Origin of the sequence: Rhizobium leguminosarum, assembly GCF_002953715.1 — a bacterium.
Classification (GTDB): Bacteria; Pseudomonadota; Alphaproteobacteria; order Rhizobiales; family Rhizobiaceae; genus Rhizobium; species Rhizobium leguminosarum_V.
This window is the reverse complement of record NZ_CP025012.1, coordinates 3,578,941-3,599,479: the sequence shown is the minus strand read 5'-3', so window position 1 is coordinate 3,599,479 and position 20,539 is coordinate 3,578,941. Positions and strand designations below refer to the sequence as shown.

At 58.2% G+C, this 20,539-nt stretch carries 15 protein-coding genes; 4 read left to right on the top strand and 11 right to left on the bottom strand.

Features of this window, described 5'->3' with window-relative positions:
• Nucleotides 1-14: 14 nt before the first annotated feature.
• From CUJ84_RS18055 to CUJ84_RS18045, 3 genes are all read right to left on the bottom strand, one after another.
• Nucleotides 15-2,186 carry an adenylate/guanylate cyclase domain-containing protein gene (locus CUJ84_RS18055; RefSeq protein ID WP_199788727.1) on the bottom strand — a complete coding sequence of 724 codons (2,172 nt, stop codon included), beginning with the start codon at nucleotides 2,184-2,186 and terminating at the stop codon, nucleotides 15-17.
• 195 nt (nucleotides 2,187-2,381) lie between these two features.
• Nucleotides 2,382-4,172, bottom strand: coding sequence for an adenylate/guanylate cyclase domain-containing protein (locus CUJ84_RS18050; protein ID WP_105007219.1), 1,791 nt, complete (start codon nucleotides 4,170-4,172; stop codon nucleotides 2,382-2,384).
• A 144-nt stretch (nucleotides 4,173-4,316) separates the two neighbouring features.
• Nucleotides 4,317-6,635 (bottom strand): membrane-bound PQQ-dependent dehydrogenase, glucose/quinate/shikimate family, encoded by a 2,319-nt coding sequence (locus tag CUJ84_RS18045; protein WP_105007218.1) that lies wholly within the window; start codon nucleotides 6,633-6,635, stop codon nucleotides 4,317-4,319.
• Between the two features lie 254 nt (nucleotides 6,636-6,889).
• Between CUJ84_RS18045 and CUJ84_RS18040 the strand changes: the two genes are divergently transcribed.
• Both CUJ84_RS18040 and CUJ84_RS18035 read left to right on the top strand, forming a co-directional pair.
• Complete coding sequence (locus CUJ84_RS18040; protein WP_105008232.1) at nucleotides 6,890-7,999, top strand: acyltransferase family protein; 1,110 nt, start codon at nucleotides 6,890-6,892, stop codon at nucleotides 7,997-7,999.
• A 546-nt stretch (nucleotides 8,000-8,545) separates the two neighbouring features.
• Complete coding sequence (locus CUJ84_RS18035) at nucleotides 8,546-8,845, top strand: hypothetical protein (RefSeq protein WP_105007217.1); 300 nt, start codon at nucleotides 8,546-8,548, stop codon at nucleotides 8,843-8,845.
• A 151-nt stretch (nucleotides 8,846-8,996) separates the two neighbouring features.
• Here CUJ84_RS18035 and CUJ84_RS18030 read toward each other — a convergent pair whose 3' ends face one another.
• Nucleotides 8,997-9,653, bottom strand: a complete 657-nt coding sequence (locus CUJ84_RS18030; RefSeq protein WP_105007216.1) for a sugar transferase — start codon at nucleotides 9,651-9,653, stop codon at nucleotides 8,997-8,999.
• Nucleotides 9,654-10,105: 452 nt separating this feature from the next.
• Here CUJ84_RS18030 and CUJ84_RS18025 point away from each other — a divergent pair, with 452 nt between their 5' ends.
• Entirely contained in the window at nucleotides 10,106-10,858 is a 753-nt protein-coding gene (locus CUJ84_RS18025) for a Crp/Fnr family transcriptional regulator (RefSeq protein ID WP_105007215.1), read from the top strand.
• A gap of 189 nt (nucleotides 10,859-11,047) precedes the next feature.
• Here the strand turns inward: CUJ84_RS18025 and CUJ84_RS18020 are convergent, their stop codons facing one another.
• The gene (locus CUJ84_RS18020; protein ID WP_105007214.1) at nucleotides 11,048-12,070 is read right to left on the bottom strand and encodes a glycosyltransferase family 2 protein; all 1,023 of its coding nucleotides are present in this window, start codon (nucleotides 12,068-12,070) and stop codon (nucleotides 11,048-11,050) included.
• A gap of 132 nt (nucleotides 12,071-12,202) precedes the next feature.
• A complete protein-coding gene (locus CUJ84_RS18015; protein WP_105007213.1) occupies nucleotides 12,203-13,114 on the bottom strand; it encodes a glycosyltransferase family 8 protein in 912 nt (303 codons plus the stop codon).
• Nucleotides 13,115-13,420: 306 nt separating this feature from the next.
• On the opposite strand from CUJ84_RS18015, the gene CUJ84_RS18005 reads away from it, so the two are divergent.
• Entirely contained in the window at nucleotides 13,421-13,723 is a 303-nt protein-coding gene (locus CUJ84_RS18005; RefSeq protein WP_105007212.1) for a hypothetical protein, read from the top strand.
• Nucleotides 13,724-13,911: 188 nt separating this feature from the next.
• On the opposite strand, the gene CUJ84_RS18000 is transcribed toward CUJ84_RS18005, so the two are convergent.
• The 5 genes from CUJ84_RS18000 to CUJ84_RS17980 form a co-directional block, all read right to left on the bottom strand.
• A complete protein-coding gene (locus tag CUJ84_RS18000; protein WP_105007211.1) occupies nucleotides 13,912-15,381 on the bottom strand; it encodes a hypothetical protein in 1,470 nt (489 codons plus the stop codon).
• 125 nt (nucleotides 15,382-15,506) lie between these two features.
• Entirely contained in the window at nucleotides 15,507-16,892 is a 1,386-nt protein-coding gene (locus CUJ84_RS17995) for a polysaccharide biosynthesis/export family protein (RefSeq protein ID WP_105007210.1), read from the bottom strand.
• A gap of 6 nt (nucleotides 16,893-16,898) precedes the next feature.
• Entirely contained in the window at nucleotides 16,899-17,921 is a 1,023-nt protein-coding gene (locus CUJ84_RS17990) for a glycosyltransferase family 2 protein (protein WP_199788725.1), read from the bottom strand.
• Entirely contained in the window at nucleotides 17,918-19,678 is a 1,761-nt protein-coding gene (locus CUJ84_RS17985; protein ID WP_105007209.1) for a GumC family protein, read from the bottom strand. The genes CUJ84_RS17990 and CUJ84_RS17985 overlap by 4 nt, the downstream gene beginning before the upstream one ends.
• Nucleotides 19,679-19,798: 120 nt before the next feature.
• Nucleotides 19,799-20,500, bottom strand: a complete 702-nt coding sequence (locus tag CUJ84_RS17980) for a sugar transferase (protein ID WP_105007208.1) — start codon at nucleotides 20,498-20,500, stop codon at nucleotides 19,799-19,801.
• Nucleotides 20,501-20,539: the final 39 nt, after the last annotated feature.

The window sequence follows — 20,539 nt, the reverse complement described above, 5'->3', positions numbered from 1 at the left end:
CACGTGGAACGCGGCTATTTGACGGGCGAAAAATAGAAGACCTTGGTGGAGTTCACATAAGCATAGCTGGTTTCAGCGGGCAAGTTTGCAGGTCTGTAGACCGGGCCGCAATCGGCTCGTCCAAATGCATTTTCGCTCTGCTCGCAGAGCATGTCGCCATTGACGAAAACCGTTCCGGTGATCATCTGCGTCATCGAGCGGAAGGCGGCCTTGCCGTCGCGTTCGATTTGCATGAGTGCAGGGCTTCCTGAGGGCTCGGTCTTGCCCCGGAGGAGTTTGCCCATGACGGTGCTTGCGATTTCTTCACCGTGCAGGCGATCATGCTCGTCGCCCTTGAAACCGAACGGCCATTCCGGCAGGCCAGCCTCGCGCAGAGCATCGAGGATAAACGCCAAATCCTGCTCATTGCGGAAGTGGGCATTGCTGATACGCCAGCCCGCCAGAGAATCGCGCCCAGCCAGAAAGCGAAGTCCCTCGGTGACAGTCGCACGGGCGTCATCGAGGCGACCGGCACGGGCATAGGCCATAGCGAGTGGGGTAACGAAATCGCCATTTCCCGGAGAACCATCGCGCGCGCGTTCGAAACTGTCGATGGCCTTCGCGTAATCGCGCTGCAAATAAAAAACCAGGCCAGCAGTGTATCGGTTGATGGCGGAGAGGTTCGGATCGTGCCTGAGCGCCGTCTCGACGGCCGCGCCGGCCTCGGCATGATTACCGGAGAACAATTGAACGTATGCCAACGCCATATGAGCTTCTGCATCGGTGGACCCAAGCGACACTGCCTGCTGCGCCGAGGTGACCGCCTGTTCATAGCGGCGGTCCACGACTTGCATGACGGCAAGAACAGCGTATGGCGATGAAAGAACCGGGTCGAGCGCCAGTGCGCGACTTGCCTTCTCGTAGGCCCTCTTTCGTGCCAGCGCGCTCTGGAGAACGTCGTCGTACGCGCTTCGCCAGACATAGGCGGTCGCGTGCGCGTCGGCTGCGAAGGCCTCTGCAAAACCGGGATCGAGCGCCTCCGCTTTGTCAAAGAGCGCCAGTGCCTCGAGCAGCCGGGAACGGCGGCCGGTGCGCGTCGCCTGCTCGGCACGAAGGTAGTAGTCGTATGCCTCGAGATTCGCGGTCGGCGGACGGGTAATCCGCTCGGCCTCAGATTGAGTCAGTTTCAGGCCGAGTGCTTCGGCGATCTGCCGACTGAGCTCATCCTGCACAGCCATTACATCCGCCGCGGCGCGGTTAAATCGGTTGGCCCACAGATGGTCACCGCTTGCGGCATCGCTCAGTTGCGCATTGACGCGGATTTGATCACCTATCCGTTGGACGCTGCCCTCAACGACAAAGCGTACGCCAAGATCGCGTCCGATGTCGGCCAAAACGAGAGGCTTGCCTTTGTATGCAAACACCGAATTATGGCCGATGACGTCAAGGTCCGAAAGCATGGTCAGATCGGCAATCAGGCTGTCGGTAATGCCATCCGTGAAATAATCCTGACCGGCGTCGCTACTCAAATTGGCGAAAGGAAGCACCGCGACAGATGGGCGTTGCGGCACAAACGGCCATGGCCATGTGAAGACAATCGCAGTGGTCGCGATCAGCAGCGCTGCAAGCGTGGCCAGAATGATCGCCCGGCGGCGTGGCCGACGGGATGCGACGACCTTGCCTGCCTCAGAGGGATCTAACAGAACACGATAGACGCGAACCGGATCGGCTATGTTCTTCAGTTGCTGCTCACCGAGAGAGGAGAAACCGACCTCAGTCTTGTGTACCGTGTGATCGAATGCGGTGCCGGATATGCAAATTCCGCCGGGCTGGGCAAGACTCTCCAGCCGCGCGGCTATGTTGACGCCGTCTCCGTGAATGTCCTCTCCTTCGACGATGACATCGCCGAGATTGACGCCGATGCGAAAAAGCATCCGCTGCTCGGGACGCAGGGCCGCATTGCGTTCCGCCTTCTGTTGCTGGATTTTGACGGCGCAGCGCAAGGCATCCACCACGCTATGGAACTCAACCAGAATCCCGTCGCCCATCGTCTTGATCAGGCGGCCGTGGTGCGTAGCGATCTTCGGCTCGAAGAGTTCGTGGAGGTCGGTGTGGAAGCGGATACGCGTTCCCTCTTCGTCGATCTCGCTCAGGCGGCTGTAACCGACCACATCCGCAATCAGGACTGCTGCAAGGCGGCGCTCCATACCAGCTCTTTCCGGGTGTCCGATCCCTTACCGTTATCTTACAGCAGGTGCCATGCCGTTGCTATCAGAGTTGCCCGAAGTGGCATCACGTTCGCCGGCCACATGCTCTCGTGGAGAGGGCGTAATCTGAGAGGCCTATCGCGCGTCCGTCCGTAGAATGGGCTGTCCGCGATATCGGCCAGACAGCAGCTTCCTTCAGCATCGACCAAGATTCGGAATTGTAAGTCCTGCCTTACGGAGTCCTTCCACGCGGCGGTTAAAGTCCTCGGGGTTTCGAAATGGAAGGACGCGGCGGCGGCGTTCTACAGAGAAATTGGGATTGATCCGGAGCGCCTTTTCCCAGGCCTGACGGCTCTCCTCCGAGCGGCCGAGGTGGCCGTAACATGAGGCAAGCAGGGCGTAGGCGGTCTCCGATTGGGAGTTTTGTTGGAGCCGCTGCTCAATGGCTGCAATTGCATGCTCATATTCGCCGAGAGAAAAGTGCGCATCGGCGAGAAATTGGAAGAGAATTTCCGGATGGTGCGGGTCAAGCCGCATCGATGCATCGAGTGTTTCCAGGGCGCCGGCGGGATCGCCGGAGAATATCTGGATATGGGCCATCAGTCTCAGGAGCTCGGCGGAGTTGGGCGATAGCGCGAGGCCCTGCTGCACTTCTGCCCGCGCCCGGTCCAGTTCCCGGTTCCACATGCAAGCCATGCCCAGTGCGAAGTGGCCGTTGGGCTGTTCCTCGGCCATCTCCACGGCCTGCTGCGCGAGATCCATCCCGATCAGCAGTGACCCTTCCGGATCGTTGCTCCAGGCGTTGACGTAGTCGAGTACGTGAGTGAAGGAGATGAGTGCTTGGGCGGCCGCATATTCCGGATCGATGGCGAGGGCGTCGGCCGCCAGGCTGCGGGCCGCTATATTTCCGGTTCGGGTATGGCCCGACGCCTGCTCGCGGCCACGCAATAACAACTCGTATGCGCTGACATTGATTGCACGCCCCTTTGCCAACCGATCCTGGTCGCCATGCGTGAGGTTCAGCCTGAGCGCCGCCACGATCTCTTGTGTGAGTTCATCCTGAACCGCAAAAATGTCGGTGAGGTCGCGATCGAAGCGGCTGGCCCAGATATGTCCGCCGTTGCTGGCGTCGATCAATTGGGCCGTGACACGCACGCGGTTGCCGGCCTTGCGCACGCTGCCCTCGAGGACATAGCGAACGCCGAGCGCCTTGGCCATCTCAGGCACGGAGGCTGTTACATTCTTGTAGACGAAGGATGAGTTGCGGGCGATCACGTGCAACTCGGATAGCTTCGAGAGGTCGGTGATGATGTCCTCGCTGATGCCGTCGGAGAAATACTCCTGTTCGGCGTCGCCGCTCATGTTGTTGAACGCCAGTACGGCGATGGAGGGTTTATCGGGAGCGGCCGCAGCCGAAGGCATTTTCGTTGCGGCCGGCTGCGCTTGTCGTGCTGGGTTCGGCTGCGGGGTTCCGATCTGAAGCGAATAGACCCGCATCGGCTCAGCGATATTCTTGAGCTGGATTTGACCGAGGTCGGTCACGGCAAAATCAAACCGCGCTTTTACTTGCCGGTAGGCGTCTTCGGAGAGACAGATGCCGCCGGGCTTGGCAACTCCCTCCAACCGCGCGGCGATATTGACGCCGTCGCCCATCAAGTCGCCGTCACTCTCCTCCACCACATCGCCCAGATGGATCCCGACCCGGAACTCGATGCGATGCTCTGGCGGCACGCCGATATTGCGCTCGACCATGGCAGTCTGCACCTCGATCGCGCAGCGCACGGCGTCCACCACGCTGCGAAACTCGATGAGGCTTCCGTCACCGGTACGCTTGACGACACGGCCATTGTGCACAGCGATGGTCGGATCGACCAGATCGCTGCGCAGTGTTCTCAGTCGCGCCAAGATGCGATCCTCGTCGGCACCGGCGAGGCGGCTGTAGCCGACCATATCTGCGACCAGGATCGCCGCCAGTTTTCGCGTCACGCTCGTAGCCTCAGTTGCTCGTCGGACCAAAATAACACAGTGTGACCAGCAACGCCGCCAAATCCGCTTCCATTGGCTGAGAAGCGATCCCGTGGCGATCCCTGGACTTGAAGATAGTCGGTGAAGCTTACGCGATACCCGCGGCTAATTTCCGTCTTTCAGCGAGAAGGCAAGGACGTAGTCGCCGATATCCTTCGAGTAGGGTGCGCCGCCAACCGATATAAGGACATATTGCTTGCCTGTTTTCGGTGAGACATAGGTCATGGGCGTCGCGCTCGAGCCGACCGGCAGGGGATATTTCCAGAGCTCGGCACCGTTCTCGGCGTCATAGGCGCGGATATAATAATCCTGGAAGCCAGCGAAAAAGACGACGCCGCCGGCGGTCGCGGACGTGCCGGCGTAGCTCGGCAGACCCATCGGCATAGGCAGTTTGGTTTTGATCTTAAAGGGCCCGAGTTCTTCGGCGGTGCCGGCCGGAACCTGCCAGGCGATCTTGCGGGTGCTCAGATCCACTGCGGTGACGCTACCGAAGGGCGGCTGCGTGCAGGGAACGCGGAGCCTCGACGTCCACATTTCGGTGGCCATGGCGTAAGGTGTGCCTCGTTGCGGTGCCGAGGGGCCGTGCGCGGTCGTGGTGAGGGCAAAGTCGACATACTCCTCGCGCGGAATGAGTGCGAAGAGACTGGGGACGCGGATATCGTTCATGAAGACCCGGTTGTTGGGCAGATCGACCGATACGCTTCCCCAATTGAGGCCGCCCAGATTTCCCGGCTGCTGGATCGCATACTGCGTCCCGATCGGGGTGAAATCGCCGTCGTAGCGCATCTTGCGGAAGGCGATGCGGCATGCCAGCTGATCGAACATCGTCAGGCCCCAGGCCGTCTGCTCCGTCACGCGCTCCGCACCGATTGTCGGCATGCCGACGGAGTAGGGCTGCGTCGGGGAGAGTTTCTCTTCGGGCACGCCGCCTTGCTGCGGGACCGGCTTCTCCTGAACTTCGGCAAGCGGTGTGCCGGTCCGGCGGTCGAGGAGAAAAAGCTGCCCGCGTTTTGTGGTCTGCAGCAGAGCAGGCACAGTGGCGCCATTGCCGTCAGGCAGGTCGATCAGGACGGGTTGGGCCGGCAGGTCATAGTCCCAGATGTCGTGATGCACGGTCTGGAATTTCCATTTCTCGCGACCCGTCGTCACATCGAGCGCCACCAATGTCGCGTTGTACTGATCGGCGAAATCAGGGCGGTTGACGCCGTAATAATCCGGGGTGGTATTGCCGAGCGGCGCATAGATAAGACCAAGCTTGTCGTCGAATGCGGCCGTCGTCCACATGTTGGGGGTGGCCCGTGTGTAAGTCTGGCCCTCCGGCGGGAGTTTGGTGATCTCAGGATTGCCGAGATCCCATGCCCATTCGAGTTCGCCGGTGACGACGTTGAACGCGCGGATGACGCCCGAGGGTTCGCCGATCTCCTGATTGTCCGTGACCCAGCCTCCGACGACGATCAGGTTGCGGGCAATCAGCGGCGCCGATGTCTGGAAATAATAGCCTGTCTTGACTTCACCCATGCCCTGGGAAAGTTGCACGGTGCCATTGTCTCCGAAGCCCTTGCAGGGAACGCCAGTCTTGCTGTCGATCTCCAGGAGACGGGCATCAATCGTCGTCTGCACCAAACGCTCGTTACAGAGACCATCGGGGGACTGGGCTTCCTTTGGCATCTTGTAGTAGCCGAGACCGCGGCAGCGTTGCCAGTAAGGCGCAGTTGCTTTCGGATCGAAGGTCCAGCGGGGTTTGCCGGTGTCTGCATCGAGCGCTGCGATCACATCTGTCGGCGTGCAGGTGTAGACCGTATCGCCGATCTGCAGAGGCGTGTTCTGATCGGCGCCATCGCTTTTTCCGGTGCGATATGTCCAGGCTAGATCGAGCTTGGACACATTGCCGCGGTTGATCTGATCGAATGGGGAATAACGATCTCCTGCCGTGGTGCGGCCATAGGATGTCCAGTCGGAGGGAGCGTTGTCGCCCTTGGCGGGCTTGTAGGTGGTGATGTCGGCGGATGGACGGATGATGCCGTGCGGTACGAAGCTGAGACCGAAGCCCGCGACAAAGATGAGAGCGGCCACCAAGGCGCCGGCATAAAAGACCTTCCGGTTGGCGCTCGGAGAACACGACGGCGCAAAGAGAAGCGCAAAGCCTGCCAGCGCGATGGGGGACATCAAGCGGGCAAAAAGCGCCCAAAAATTTAGACCCGACTCCCATAACGCCCAGGGAAGGGTGAAAACAGCGACAAACAGGACGATGAGGCTGCCTGATATCTTCCGGCGCCACAGCAGAAACGCGCCAACCACATAAGAAAGCCCAACGATCGCGTAATAGGGCGAGCCGCCGAGGCGCAGCAGCCAGGCGCCGCCTCCGATCAACCCCAATCCGATAAAGGCGAGAACAAGACAAAATAGGGTAGCCAGAAATTTCATAGTCTCCTCATCCAATCCGCTGCCCGATCACCTGGATTCCAACTCCGACCGTCGCAGGGCCCCTCGGGAAGCACAGGGGCCATGGGTTGATGGTCAGAGATGCGTCTTCGGGAGAGGGTGCTCTCTCGTTCAATTTTTACCTGATGTACCTGTGGTCACTGACACGCGGCTCCGATCCGGCAATGATGCCGCCGCTGCTCTGCGGCAACGGCTTGCCATTCCAAATCGAGTCAATACTTCTGAAAGGGGCACAGATGTTTCTCGGCGAAAAGCTTGATCAAGCGAACGGGCGACCGACAGGATTCGATTATATGCGATTACTGTTAGCCTTTTCAGTGCTTTGGATACATACAGCCCGCGTCACGTACGGCGATGACCTGTTTCTCTGGGAGTCACCCTTCCGCCCTGTTATCAAGTCAGTGCTGCCGATGTTCTTTGTCCTGAGCGGGTTCCTGGTGGCTGGCAGTCTTGAACGATCGAAGACATTGATCTCCTTTCTCGGTAACCGATTTATCCGGATCTACCCTGCTCTTGCGGTTGAGGTATTGCTGGCTGCCTTTATACTCGGAGCGATCTATACAGAGTATGACCTGCGTGACTATTTCACCGATCCTCAGTTCTTTACATATCTGATGAATGTCACAGGGCACATTCACTTCAATCTTCCCGGGGTATTCCTGGATAATCCTGATGCCGCGATGGTGAATGGGCAGCTTTGGACCGTGCCCTTCGAGCTTGAGTGCTATGCGGTGATCGCCGCCCTCTTCTTGCTCGGCGTCGTCAGGCGGCGGGTGATTGCCCTCATCGTAACGCCCGCCTTGATCATAAGCTTCGGTATCGCAAGATATTGGAAACATGAAAGTGATTGGGCGAATATGCCGACGACTGCGTCGGGCAATCTGCTCATTTGTGCTTTTCTTGTGGGGGTGACCTTCTATCTCTACAAGGACAAGGTTCTTTGGGATATCCGAATTTTCCTCGCCTCGGTGGCATTCATACTATGGGCCTATTGGTTCACCTCCTTTGGTGACTTCGTTGCCATTCCGGCCATGGGCTATGTCACCGTCTTCCTTGGTCTCACCTCGCCCCGCAAGCTTGGCGTCCTGCGTGGAGCCGACTACTCCTACGGCGTCTTCCTCTATGGCTATCCGATCCAACAGGCGTTCGTAGCGCTCGGGCCTTGGGCGCATAACTGGTGGCTGAACGGCATTGTCTGCAGTATCATTGCCACTTGCTTTGCCGCCTTCTCGTGGAGATTCATCGAAAAGCCAGCGCTGAAATTGAGGAAGCAAGTCACCTGGCTGGAAAACTTCAGGCTCCAACGCGGCGCAAAACGACAATTGGCCGGTGCAGTCTCGAAATAGGCTTGTCTGTCGAAACCGGCCTCGAGGCTGGCAATTCCATCGCAGGTGCTTAACCGACAAAGAGGTCAGCAGGGCTCGCCATCGCCGCGAGCCCTGTTTCGTTGTTGCCTGACCCATCACCACTGATGAACATCGGGGTCCGGCATAGGGGCCGAGTGCTGCGTAGGCTGTTACCCAACCCTGATACCGTCGATGCGCTCATCCTAGGCGTATGACTAAACTTATTTTTTTCGGAAAAAATGAATGTTCAGTTCGGCGAGATAATGCCGTAACCGCATCCCCGGCTTCTGTATAAGCCTTCGGTGCCTAAATCTTTCCAGCTGCTATATCCATGAATTTCTTGGTTTTTGACGATGGAGTGGCCCTGTTGGATGAATAGTCGAATATTCTCCGGCGTGGCTCAGCCGAGTTATTGGGCGGGTGTTAGCAATATTTTAACCGTAATCGATAAAATACTTTGATCGGACTTCGTTCTGACTTTGGGTTTTGTCATGTCATTGAGGGCTGGCGGTGGCTTGAAGGAGGTGTGAAGAGAGGAACAGAATAATGCTGAACAGCACGCTCATCGTGGTTGCCGTCTCCATCGCCGCCGGAGCAACCATTCGCGCTTGGGCCTTTGCAACCTTCGCATTTCTGGTGGTCGCGGCCTTGGGCGCCGTGACCCTGCTAAAAGGCTCCTCCTTGACGGAAGCGATCGTTTCTTGCCTCGAAGTGCTTGTGTTGATGGAGATATGCTATCTGGCGGGTCTATTCGCCTTCTCGTTGTGGGGGCATAATCAAAAGCGCCGGAAAAAGAACGCCATCGCCGATCGCTCCCATGTCACAGGCAAGCGTCCTCATGGATAATGACTGAGGCGGCAGGATGCTCGGTGTTTGCGCTATGTCAGGATGTCTAAAGCGCGGCGCAATCCTTCAGGTTCACTCCTCACGCTTTAGATCTTTATTTCCAACGCATGTCGTTGTCGCAAAACCGCTGCACACTTCTGCGCGATATGCTTTAGGAGTCCACCCTGGGCAGTAGGGCCTGCCGCGACAGCAGGGCGGAGAGTGTTTTTGCCATGATCGCAAAATCCAGCGCGAGCGTCCATTTAGACAAATACTCGACGTCGAGGGAAACTCTATTCTGATAGCTGAGGTCGTTGCGCCCGCTGGTCTGCCAATGGCCAGTCAGGCCGGGGCGGACGGCCATGTAGGCGTAAGCATGTTCACCGTAACGCGACAGCTCTTCTTTGGTAATGGCGCGGGGCCCGACGAGGCTCATTTGACCCAGCAACACATTGATCAATTGCGGAAGCTTGGCGAGGCTCGATCGTCTCAAAATATCGCCGACGACAGTGACCTGCGCTTTGGCCGTTGCGTCGGCTCTTGTCGTACGAAACTCGAGGCAACCAAACTCTTTTCCCTTATGACCGAGCCGACGATGGGAATTGAATACAGGCCCCCAATCACTTAGCGTTATGATGACTGCCACCGACAGAAGGAGCGGCGACAGAAGGAATAAGACACTTGCCGCAATGATGATGTCCAATGCACGCTTCAGAATTCTGCTGATCCTATGGGATTGTGACGAATTGAATGGACGCCTTTCCTGTCGAACCCTGGCGAAATCCCGCCAAGGTTTGGTTGGGTTGACGCCCTGATTTTTTCCCGCCATCCGCGTCTCCGTTAGACAAACCCCAGAAATCACAGCCAAAGCTTGTTTTAATGCAAGTTTGATGTCTGTGACCGAGGTCACAATCTTCAATAATTTCCTTATACTCTGAAGAAATTCTTTTGACTATTTAAAATATTACCTTGGTTATTGAAATATATAACGGAGGCGTTATTCATATTTATTTTATATTCTTATATTACTCTTATAGTTGTTAACTTATTCTACGGGTTGGCAACTGTCACAAATTGTATAAAAACCGTCGCGCAGCCTCAAGGATTTTCTTGGGGTAGAATTCAATATGAATTTTATTATATATAAATGTGAGGAGGCATCATAATTATGTATAGTTTAAACACGAGATTTTTATTTTATTACTATTTGACTTTATAATTTAACGCATTACGAATGTCGCTCAAGACAGTAAATCAATTAGTCTGCGTGGAGTTGCGCGTATGGACGGGGCGATTGGCATCAGAGACAACAGGACTAGAGGAAGCGCGGCGCGAATAGGCGAAGCGGTTACTTGCGGACCTTTAGGTATTGTTTACGGCGGCCGGGCTGATTTGGATCACGAGTTTCCGTTTTGCCGCTCAAGTATTCGAAAGTTTCGCCGCGGTGAGGTTATTGCCAGCGCCGGTGTCCTCATCGACATGTTCGCCCGCGTACAGCGCGGAATGGTGAGTGCAAGCACGCCGCTTGCCGATGGACGAGAGTTCATCGTCGAAATCATTCCTAAAGGTGGCTTGATCGGCGAATTGGAGGTGCTGCGCAAGCAGTCTCTCAGCCTGGAATATCGAGCCTCCTCGGACTGCGAACTGCATTACTTCGACGGTCGGTTGCTGCGGGACTGGTGTGCGAACGATCCGCAATTTCAGGTGAAGATCCTGTCGAAGGCACTGGCGCGTGTTTCTGAACTCGAGCTGCGGATTATTTCCAATGCCGGATCGAGTCTAAGGCAGAGACTGGCCCGGACGCTGCTGCGTCTTTCTGCCTTGTACGGGATGGATGCGCAGAATAGCGGCGACGAGCTGATCATCTCCCAACATGACCTGGCCGCGACGCTGCCGGCGTCGCGTGAGAAGGTCAACCAATGCCTGCGGCGTTTGCGCGAGAGCAAAGTGGTCGACGGGACACAGGGCAAGATCCGCATTCTCAATCGGAAGGCGCTGGAGGCTTATGCCGAGGGGGCGGCGTCTCTTGCTTGAGACGTCGCGGCGATAAAAACGAAAGAGCAGAAAGCCTCAACAGAACCCGCCACCGGCGGGTTCTGTGTTTGAATGGCTGTGAGTGTTGATAATCGGACGAAGCAGGGCTGAAAAACCAGATTGGCGTTTTACCCCCTTATCTTGGTGGACGGTGTGCCCAAACCGCTGCGCATTTTTGCACGACATGCTCTAGATTTCGCTCTCGGAAGCATTCCTCCAGTATTTCCACCCTTCACCCTGTATGAGCCCGTGATCGGACAGGTCCTTCCAGCTTCGGTAGGTGCCCGTATCGTCATGGACGAAGTCATCCATGTCCTTGCCTGAGGAGTATACGGTGTATTCTTCCGTATGTTGGGACAGGTGTGCCGCATCGGCAACCTTGTGCACGAAGGTCGACAGGAACTTGAAATGCAGAAGGGCGCCGGATACGCCGAGCGCTCCGCGCATGTCGCCCAAATTCAGGGAGAGTGGCCAGACTTGGTGCGATGATTTGAGAAACAGACGTTCACCCTGGACATAGACGAGAGGTATCTTGTTAAGCGCGGGGCCGTCCCAGAGCCGGTCGTGGAAATAGACCCGCCCGCGAACGCCGCCCTTGATCCATATTGTCCAGTTGCGTTCGTCGAAATGCGCGACATAGCCGGATCGGTCGAAGAGATTGCAGACCTCGAGCGGGTTGCGACCGGATTCGCAGATGTTCTCGAGAACGGGATGCGGGCTGTACATGTCGATCATCACCGAGCGGAGGGAGTGGCCGCCCATGGATTCGATATAGGCGGTCAGTTGATCGATCGGCCGGGTGTCGCAATGCGGATAGACCAGAAACTCGTCTGCATCGACATACAGGACCCACTTCTCCCGGCAGTGCCGGTTGATGACTTCGTTGATCCAGTCGTTTCCGAATCTCGCTGCCTTGTAGGACCCATGCGCCGAAAGAAGAGAGACGTCGTCGAAGCTGGACAGCAACTCGGCCGTGCCGTCGGTCGAGCCGTTGTCGATGCAGATGAAGTGTTCGAAACCGAGATCGCGATAATACTGCAGGAAGAATGCCAGCCGGTGCCCCTCGTCGCGGATGACGCAGATGACGACGTGACGCGCCTGCTTGAGCCCGCTGCGCAGCAGGTCGTAGCGAACCTGCCGAGCCTTGAGCGACCGGCGCAGGCGGGCTTTCACGTAATGCGAGATACTGGCGGCGGAAGCCCTATAACTCATATTCTGTCCTGAACATTATCCATTCCTGAAATGAATGGATGAATACTTGCGCTTCCGTCTGCAAATCCACGGCTCGACCGGCGACGCTGAGTTCAGTCACGCGGACATTCAGGTCGGACCAACCATACATCATCATACTGCGTAATCGCCAACCAGCAGGCCCTGGACCCGAGGATTGGATCCGTCTTTCTCAATTGCGTGTTCGATGCGTGCCCGTATCGACCTGTATTTATACAGCATCTTACGGTCGAAGCTTATTCCGCGATACAGCGAGTTGTAAATCGGATGTGCTTTGCGCAGGTCGACGTAGACCTGGCTTTCCTTATCGGTCCAGGGAAAGAAGGTTCCATGCCACGGCTTCGGATGCGCCATATAATGGACGATCGACAAGGAGGACATGTTCACCAGATGAAGGAACTGTTTGGGAAAGTTCCAGCGGTTCGATACGAGGATGAGCGATGAACCGCAGACATAATTCAATGCGCCCTGATCATGTTTGCCCTCGCAGGCCTCGGGATTTTTAGCAAAAAGCTCAAGCGCCTCCTGCCCGATCCAGCCGTTGCGATGGAATTTCAGGACCCCCGCGTTGAAATAGTGGCTGCTGCTTCCAGTGTCGAGGAAGTCATGGATCGCCGTATAATCGCGCGCCGCGAAAAACCGGCCCTCGGGCACAGTGGCACTTTCGAACGCACCGAGATCGCTGACGATCTGGGTATCACCGTCGAGGTAGATGATCTGGGTATAGTTGTCAGGCAGGATCTCGCAAAGGACCAGCTTGGCCATCGTGCTGACGCTGATGCGTCCCTGGAAATGCGAACTGTCGAGCTTGCCGAGCGAGTCCTGCAGCGCTTCGGTCGTATCGATCAGTATGACACTGCTCCTTGCAAGCAAGGCTTTCAGCTCTTCGAAATTATCGAGATGTTCCGACATGAGGACGCAGACATCGGTCGCGGGGCTTGCGAATTTGCGAGCCTGAAGCGCCGAGAGAATAGTCGGAAATGAATACTCGACATCCGTGACGTAGACGACGCACTGCTTGTTCATGTCATCACCCTTCCGATTGTCCGCAATACAAATGAATCGGCATTGTCTTTCCAGTCGAGGGAACAGTTGCGAATTGCGCTGACGGGTCTGTCATATGAAGGCCCCGTTCGTTATATATAGCCGGCGTCCAGACCGGTGGAGCTGAACCGGTGTCTGGCTGCCGGCGGCTTTTGTGAGTTTCATTGTTGAGATATTCGCCATGAAGAGTGCCTTGCCTGTCACGGGGCTGTGTTTCGACATCTTGTTTCGCGGTACGACGATTGGTGCCGGGATCCTTGTCGGAATGCGGAGGGAAGGAGGATTGCCATGCTGATCACCGCGCTCGTGGCAACCGTGATTTCGATCGCTGCCGGGGCTGCCATCCGCGCCTGGGCTTTCGCGATTTTTGCATTCCTCGTGGCAATCGGCTTCGGCAGCGTGGCTTTTGCCGACGGGTCTTCGGTGATCGTGGGCACGCTCTCCGGTGTCGCCATCCTCGCGCTCATGGAAATCGCCTATCTGGCAGGTGCGTTCCTGTCGGGGCTTTTGCGGCGTAGTGCCAGGCTGCGGGAAAACAATTCCGTCGCAGATAGCGTCGCGACCACCACCACTGAGCGCCCGCAAGGCTAATGTTGGCATAGAACCTGCAGCATATCCTCGTGCGGATGACCTTGCAGGACCGCATTCGTCCGACCGGCTGCTTTTACAGGCGATGCTTGAAAGATGCGGCGCGGCCAGCCGACGTCGATCCAATGCCGACACGCCGATGGCTCGACGAGATCGCCATCCCGCGCGATGGCTGAGCTTCACTGCGGGCCTCATCGTGTTGAAAACATCGGCGCTCTCGTCAGAGATGTCGATGTCTCCAGTGGGGTTCGGTTGGCAAGCGATCGCTTTGCGCGCCGTGGCGAGATACTGGTTGCCGCCAGGCAGCCGGCCGCCAGACCCGCCGTCGTGCTGAACAGCAAGCCGAGATCGGTACCGCTTCCCGATATCGCCGCCGAGGCGACCTGCGCGATGGATGCCATAACCGCAGCGTTTCCGATCGCGCGCATCTCCCGATCGCCTGACATATGCCGGCCGGAGGCTCTCACAAGGCTGTATAGGAAGGCGGCGAAGAGAAGAGTGCCGGTCAATCCGACATTGGAGAGCAATGCAGCGATGAAGCTCGAGGCTCGAACCGTGCCGAGCCCGGCGCCGAAGGTGGCTGTATCGACGAATGCGATCAATGCCAGCGTGTTCCAGGCAGTGCGCTCTTCGCCGGATTGCGATTGAAGCTTGTCCGACAAGGTGGTGTTCACCAGGCCGGCGATGGAATCCCACGCATCGGGGACAAGGCTTAGCGCGACGATCCCGCAGGGAATCAAGAACAGCGTGATCACCAGGAGTGTCACATGCGGGGTCGTGGCCGGGCCGCCGATCAGTCGTTTCAAGCAATACAGCACGAACATGCAGACAACGAAGATGCCGGCGATATAGGCAGTTGTCGACGTGCAAAGGACGATCGTCGGGCCAAGGAAAAGCGTTGCAACTCCCGCCATACGGCTTTGGACGCGCTCCAGCCAAAGCATGAGCGTGAAGGAAAAATAGGCCAATGCGACCGCGCCATAAGTGCTTGCTTCGGGGAACGGGCCGACGATGCGTTTGAAGCCACTGATCGTCTCGGCCGTATGCATCGTATAATTCGCATTTCTGATGACATCGAGCAGGTAGGACTGGTCGGTCAGGAACGTTCCGATATCAATCAACGCCAGGGCAAAACATGCGATCGAGGCCACGATCAACTGCAGTGCGATGAAACGGGCATATCCGAGCCTGGCAAGCCCCGAGATGACGGCAAAGCAGGCGAGGTCGCCGAGCAGATAGACAGACTGGCTGAGATTGGACGAGCCCGGCGACAAGGGAGCGGCCACCGTCGACATCATGCCCGTAGCGTCTCGTGCAGAGGAGTAGACGAGGGTCGCGCCTGCAAAGATGCGGGGCAAAAAGAAAGACGATGCCACGGAAAACAGGATGTAGGCGGCAAACCAGAAACCGGGACCCGGATAGGCCATGCTGGCCAGCATGGCCTGTGTTTGAGCCGGGCGCAGCAGGGCGGCGGCCACGAGAAAAAGCACCAGAAGATGGCTTGGCTGGATGCTGCTGCCGCCGAGCGCGGGCAATTGGAGAGCCGCAGCGGCCCCCAGCAACGTTGAGAGGCAAAGGGTCGCGATCGCAAAACGCGCGCCGTTGACCATGCCGAGCAGGCCAAGTAGCAGAACGATGAAACCGATCGGTTCTATCGACATGCTTCAGATCCCGATCCGGACGGCGAGCGGCGGAGGCATCGGTTTTGCCGAAGACCGGCATCCGCCTTTCGGCGCGATGCTTGAGGCGGAAGTCGCCAGCTGTCGTCGATGGTCACAACCGCCCCCTAATTCGATCCCGTCTGGGATATCCAGCCGGGAGCCGCCTGATTATCGCCTGCCACATTCGACAGCGGGACGGTCGAGCTTTGCTGCTGCGGCGCGGACTGCAACTGCAGCGGAGGCGACGGCGTCTGAAGGTCCGTATCGATGCCGATTTCGACGACATCATGCGGCCGCAAGGTGGTCGTCTCGTCCGCCTCGATGTTGCGATAAGTCCCGTCTTCGTTGCGACGCACGATCCTGTAGTTCTTTTGCGCTCTGCCAAGACCCGGCGTTTCCGTATTCATCTGGGCGAGCTGCGCGCTGTAGCCAGCCTGCTCGCCGAGAAGCTGGGCCACCTGGATGTCGATTGCCGCCCTGCCGATCGCGAGATTGACCTGGTTCAGCAGTTCCTGGTTTTCACTGTTCTGCCGGTTGACGATATTGATCTTTGAACGATCGGCTTCGCTGAGCCCCTGGCGAGCGGTGGTCAGGGCGACTTCGAGATCGATCAGGGTGCCTTGTGCATCCGCGACCCCACGGTCGACCGAGACCTGACGGGAATTGCTGACCAGGCCCTTGCTCACCAGGCTGTTGACATTATCCAGTTCCTTTTGCGCGAGCTCGATCTGCCGCTTTTGCGAATTGATCTTGGCCTCGAGCGACTGGACCTGCTGGCCGTAGAGACGGGTGAGGTCGCTCGCCGCATCGATCTGGCTTTCGATATCGACACGTCGCAGCCGCATCAGGTTCAATTCCTGCGCCTTCAGCTTGTCTACATCGGGCGTTCCGGCGAGCTCGGCAGGGATCTCGAAACTCTGTTCGCCGGCGATCTCGGCTCGCAACCGTGCCTGACGCATCAGAAGATCGCGCCGGTTGAGAATGGCCGTTCGATAGGCCCCGGCAGCCTGGATCCGGTCGCGCTCGAAGACGGTATTCTCCTCGCGCTCGCGAAGGAAGCCGCCGGCGATGCTGACGGCCTTCATGACCGTCATATCGGCCTCAAAAGCATAACGCCCGGGGGTCTGCACGGTCCCGGTTACGAAGATCGGCGCATGCTGGGCAATTTCCAAGGCGATGAATGGCTTTCCCGGCAGTTCCGCCTTTTCGGCGAGCGCAGTGGCGATCGCATCGGAAACCTGTTCCGTCGTCTTCCCGATCGCCTGCACCTGGCCGGCGATCGGGATTGCCAGATTGCCGGCATCATCGACTGTATATGTCCCGCCAAGTGCTTCCCAGCTGGCATAGCGGGAATCCGAAGATCGCCATTCGACGACCCGCAGTCTCACCTGATCTTCCGGCACGAGGGTATAGTTTTCCGCATGGGCGACGCTCCAGCCGGTCACGCAGGAAAATACCAGCAAGGCAAGGGCGGCGGAGATGAGGCGATCGGACAAGGATGTGCGCTGCATTGTCTGCTATCTCCGTTTCGTTGCGATCGACGGCGAAGGCATCTCGCGCGGCAAGGGATTGCCGAATTCGAGAATGCGGGACGGAGAGGCGCGTCCGACAAGAAGATCGGACAGCGCCAACAAATTGCCGTTCAAACGTCCCCAGCGGTCGATCAAGCGATCATTGAATAATAGGCCTTGCGTATTCGCCAGGATGTTACGGCCGATCTGTGCAATGGCGCGGCCCTTCGACATCGTGCCCTTCCGGATCAAGTAGACAGGATTGGCAACCTGCGAATAGCCGAGTCTCCGACCGGGCTGGCGCCCGGATCTGACGCCGAGATGCACCCCACGGGCGCCTTCGACCCGTACGGACCTGCCGTAGCGGGCGATGGACCGGCTGAAATCGACGTCCTCGAGCCAGCCGTAGAGCGGTAGGTGCTCATCAAAGGCCAGCGCGTGCTCGAGAATGGGTGAAAGGCGAACCGCCATGTTGCATCCATAGGCGTTATAGATTTCCGTCACCTGCTCGGCCCCTTCGGCCGTAGTTTCAAGAACCTGCAGGGCGTTTGACATGCTGAGGCCACCGTCGAGGATGCCATCGGCCAGAACTTCACCGGTGGCGATCGCCACGTCGGGGTTTGCCGCAAAGACAGCCGCCATCCGCGACAGGAAGGTCGCGGCGGGAATGAAGTCGTCATCCAGGAAGATCAGAACATCCGTATCGGCGGCGGCGGCCTGGATGATCCTGTTGCGCTGAGAGGTCAGGCCGCGGCTGCCGACGATGACTTCCACATCAAGGCGGTCGGCGAGCCCGGCGGCGTCGTCGATCGCGGGCACGCAGACGATCAGCCGCTCCGGCTGGTCCGGCAGGGTGGTGAGATAATCGACCGTCTCCCGCAGTATCGAGGGGCGGCCTGCCGAAGCAATCCCCACGGCCATTCGCAACGGGCGCTTCGCGCGCTCAGCCATGGCTTCAGCGCCGCAAGGAACAGGCGCCGGCCTGATCGGGCCGTCCTGTCTGGTTGCTTCTGCCGAAGGCGAGGTCATGAGTGCATTCTTTCCGGTGCATGGTTGATGACTGCGCCGAGGATCTCCGCGCCGACATTCCGCAGGGTGTCGATGACGCGCATGGTATCGTCAATCGAGGTGCGTCCGTGCGAGGTGACCACGAGGACACCGTCCAGTTCCGGCGCGATCGCATTGGCATCCGGCGAAGCAGAGAATGCGGAGATGTCGATGAATATGGCGTCGAACTCCTTTTTCAGGTCGGCGAAGCTCAACTGCGTACGGCGGGAACTGAGGCGAATGGCCGGCGTCACGACTTCGATCTTGCCGAGGGGAAGGAATTTCAGTGTCGAGGTGAGGGGCAATGCCGCCGTCTGGATCAGTTCGCCATTGTCGAGAACATCGACGAGGCCTGTGGAACTATGGGGCGCGATCGAATTGCTGAGTGACGACTTCTGCGCAGCCGCATCGATCAGCAGCGTGTGAGCCCCTGATATCGACGACAGCACTGCAAGTTCGCGTGCAATGGTCGAGGCTCCGCTGCCGGGATCAACGGCGACGATTCCAATGACGACCCGGCGTTTGCGTCGAAGGCCGACAACCGTCGCGCTCAGTTCCGCCATGCCCGGAATAACAGGATAGGCGGCTGTGCTGCTGTTACCGGTACCGGCGGGGAGAAAACGCGCAGGGTGACCAATGTGGGTCCTCCTCGATGTCCCCAGCAAAGTGACAAAGGGCAGTCCACTGGCTTCCGCGATCTGATGGGGGCGGACGATCCGGCGATCGCCGACGTGCCTTATCATGGCGAGTGCCAAGCCGACGCCAAGACCAACCGCCGCCGCAAAGGCGATGATGAGCGTGCTGCGCGGTCTGGCCTTCGAAAGAGGCAGCGTGGCCCGCGAGACGATCGTGGCATCGGACACCGGGTAGGTGATGCGCTGCCGGGCTTCCGTCAGCTGGTTCAAGGTATTTTCATAGAGGCTGCGGCGGGCATCCGTTGCACTCTGCAGCTCCGCAAGCTTGAACTGATCGCGCGGGTTGCTGGTGAAGCTGGCCAGGGCGCTGGCGGCCTCGGCCAGTCCACGCTGCTGCTCGCTTACGAATCTTTCCAGCCATTCGCTATATTGCCGGGAAGCACTGGCCTTCATCGCGATATTCTTCTGGATATATTGCCTAGCGAGCATATCGGCGATGTCGACGGCCCTTTGAGGGGTCGACGCAGCAGCCGAGATCTCGATGATCGTCGAACTCCCGACCCGGCGTATTCCTATCATGTTCAGCAGCGTGGCGATCGCCCGATCCTGGATCCGCTCGTCCTCCGCGTGCGGTTGTGCTTCACGCGGCCCTGTGCCTGCTGCTTGCTGCGATTCCGTATCCGGTTCAGAAGAAATCCCCATCAACCAGTTCTTTGCCCTATCCTGCAGCGAAGGCGTCTGATCGACAAAGTCGGGATCGGTATCGAGACCAAGTGCCCTTACCGTTCCACCGACGACATCGCTGGATCTGGCAATCTCCAGCTGTCCCTCTATGAACGCGTCTTCCGCGAAAGCCCTCTGCGCTTCAGAGCCGCTCACCTGGGGGACGATCACAAGTTGCGTGCTGGCAACGAAAGTCGGCTCGGCGGTCAGCACGTAGGCCCCGGCCATTGCGAGGAAGGCAAAAGTTGTCGCCAGAACCCACAGCCAGCGCATTCTGAGAAAGAAGAGCATATCCCGCAAGGTCAGCGGGGAATTCCCGCCAGGGGCTGCGGCAGCCAGAGGTATCGGCGAAACGCCGCTGAAGATCGTGCTGGAGGTCATGTCGTCCTAATCCAAAATGGCGAGATCACGGAGTAACCAGGTAGTGGCAGCTTGGAGGGGACGGAGGGAGCAGCATGTCTTCCGATTTCAGGCATGATCGGCAGCTCTCCCCTTGAATGCTCAGTACGAGCCACGTTGCGAAAACAGAGCCGGAATGGTCTTGGCAATGATGACGAAGTCCCGGCCGAGCGACCAGTTGTCGAGATAGTGAACGTCGAGGGAAACCCGGTACTCGTAACTGACATCGTTGCGCCCGCTGGTCTGCCAGTGACCGGTCAGGCCCGGGCGTACGGCCATGTAGGCCCATATATGCTCGCCGTAGCGCGGCAATTCCTCGGCGGTGATCGGCCGGGGGCCGACAAGGCTCATTTCACCACGCATGATATTGATCAGTTGGGGTAGCTCGTCGATGCTCGACCGCCGCAGAATTTCGCCGACCGCCGTGATCCTCGGATCGTCCTTCAGCTTGCGTGTCGCTTCCCATTCGCTTCGCGCAATCGGGTTGTTTTGCAGCAATTCGGCAAGCTGAGCACTCGCATCGGTCTTCATCGTGCGAAACTTGAGGCATCCGAACGGCGCTCCGCCGACGCCGATGCGCGTATGGGAATAGAAGACCGGGCCGCGGTCGCTAATCTTGACGATCAATGCGACGATTAACAGAAGCGGGGAAAGCAGGATCAGCGCAATGATCGCGATGAGAAGGTCTATCGCGCGCTTCGACGATCTGCCTGCCGCACGAGGCCGGGACGAATGGAGATCGCCGCCTTCTGCGGACCGTCCGACACGCGACCAAGCCTCGAAACTATGTGCTTCCCATGTCATCGGTGGTCTCCAAATATTCCGATTAAGAACCATTCAATG